General features: G+C 74.4%; 1 protein-coding gene. It reads left to right on the top strand.

Features of this window, described 5'->3' with window-relative positions:
* The first annotated feature begins 493 nt into the window (after nucleotides 1–493).
* The gene (cimA, locus tag AB6N23_RS18135; RefSeq protein WP_412867355.1) at nucleotides 494–2,107 is read left to right on the top strand and encodes a citramalate synthase; all 1,614 of its coding nucleotides are present in this window, start codon (nucleotides 494–496) and stop codon (nucleotides 2,105–2,107) included.
* The last annotated feature ends 189 nt before the right edge of the window (nucleotides 2,108–2,296 follow it).

Genomic DNA, 2,296 nt, shown 5'->3' with positions numbered 1-2,296 from the left:
CCCAGGGCCAGGTGGACGTGCGTCAAGGATGCCCGAACCGTCCCCCCGCCCCCACCCCGGACCCCGGCCGGGGGGCCGCCGGGGGAGGGGTGCGACATGGCCGGCTCCTGTCTCGTCGCCCGCGCCGGTCCGGCGGTCCGCGGGCGGAGCACACGCTAGCCCGCGGCGTCCGGTTCGGCACGGATCGCCCGGGTCGTCACCCGCACGGGGTCCGCCGCGCCGGTCCGGATCGTGGACGTCGTCGCCCGCCGCCCGGACCTGTGCCACCATCGCCCCTGTGACCCGCTTCACGCTCATCATCGTGTAGCGCGTCGGCCGACCAGCCGACGCGCAGACCTCCCGTACCCCGGGGGGTCTTTTTGTTGGTCCGCACCCCCGCCCGGCACCACCCCCGCCGGGCGGCACGTCGACCGGGCACCGGCACCACCCCCTCGCCGGTCGCGGCACCCGCCGCCCGCCCCCGACGCACGCCCGCACCGCCCGAGGAGTCCCCGTGACCGACCGCTCGTTCCACGTCTACGACACGACCCTGCGCGACGGCGCCCAGCAGGAGGGCATCGCGCTGTCGGTGGCCGACAAGCTGACGATCGCCGGCCTCCTGGACGAGCTCGGCGTGGGGTTCATCGAGGGCGGGTGGCCCGGGGCCGTGCCGAAGGACACCGAGTTCTTCCAGCGCGCCGCCAAGGAGCTCGACCTGCGCAACGCCGAGCTCGCGGCGTTCGGCGCGACGCGCAAGCCCGGCACGCGGGCGTCGCAGGACCCGCAGGTGCGGGCGCTGCTCGACTCGGAGGCGCCCGTGGTCACGCTCGTCGCGAAGAGCGACCTGCGGCACGCCGAGCGCGCGCTGCGCACCACCGGCGAGGAGAACCTCGCGATGATCACCGACACGGTGACGTTCCTGCGGCGCGAGGGGCGCCGGGTGTTCGTCGACGCGGAGCACTTCTTCGACGGCTTCGCGTTCGACGCCGCGTACAGCCGTGCGGCGGTGCTCGCGGCGTTCGAGGCGGGCGCCGAGGTGGTCGCCCTGTGCGACACGAACGGCGGCATGCTGCCGGACCAGGTCCGCGACGTCGTGCTCGACGTGCGCGTGGCGGTCGGGCCGGCCGCGGTGCTCGGCATGCACGCGCACAACGACTCGGGGTGCGCGGTGGCCAACACCATCGCCGCCGTCGACGCCGGCTGCGCGCACGTGCAGGGCACCGTCAACGGCTACGGCGAGCGGACGGGCAACGCCGACCTCCTGTCGGTCGTCGCGAACCTCGAGCTCAAGCGGGGCCGCAGCGTGCTCGCGCGCGCGGCCGACGGCGACGGCGGCCTGCCCGAGCTCACGCGCATCGCGCACGCCATCAGCGAGATCACGAACATCTCGCCGTTCGCGCGGCAGCCGTACGTGGGCGCGAGCGCGTTCGCGCACAAGGCGGGGCTGCACGCGTCCGCCATCAAGGTCGACCCCGACCTGTACCAGCACACCGACCCGGCGCTGGTCGGCAACGACATGCGCATGCTCGTCTCCGAGATGGCCGGGCGCGCCTCGATCGAGCTCAAGGGCCGCCAGCTCGGCATCGAGCTGGCGGCGCACCCGGACGTGCTCTCGCGCGTGACCGGCCGGGTCAAGGACGCGGAGGCGAACGGCTACACGTTCGAGGCCGCCGACGCGTCGTTCGAGCTGCTGCTCGTCGAGGAGATGGACGGCGCGCGCCCGGCGTACTTCCGCGTCGAGTCGTGGCGCACGATCGTCGAGCGCAACGGCGGGCGCGGTGCGCCGGCGGTGGCGGAGGCGACCGTCAAGCTCCACGCCGGCGGTGAGCGGATCGTCGCGACCGCGGAGGGCAACGGCCCGGTGAACGCCCTCGACCAGGCGCTGCGCACCGCGCTCGTACGGGTCTACCCGGAGCTCGAGGCGTTCGAGCTCATCGACTTCAAGGTCCGCATCCTCGACCAGACGCACGGCACGGACGCGATCACGCGCGTGCTCATCGAGACGACGGACGGCCAGACGTCGTGGAGCACGGTCGGCGTCGGCCCGAACATCATCGAGGCGTCGTGGGAGGCGCTCACCGACTCGGCGATCTGGGGCCTGCGGCACGCGGGGGTCCCGACGCGCTGAGCCGCACGACGACGCGACGCCGCGCAGAGGTCCGCGCGGCGTCCTAGCCTCGGGGGTGGCCCGACGACGGGCCCTGGCGAGCGGAAGGAGCCCGCGTGCCCGGCACGGACCCGCAGCACGGCCCGCGTGCCGACGGCGGCGCGGGCGCGCCCCCCAAGGAAAAGTCTCGAATACACATAACCCAGCCAA

The sequence above is a fragment of the Cellulomonas pasadenensis genome (assembly GCF_047229365.1).
GTDB lineage: Bacteria > Actinomycetota > Actinomycetes > Actinomycetales > Cellulomonadaceae > Cellulomonas.
Note: the sequence above shows the minus strand (reverse complement) of the source record. Positions and strands in the feature narration are given on the sequence as shown.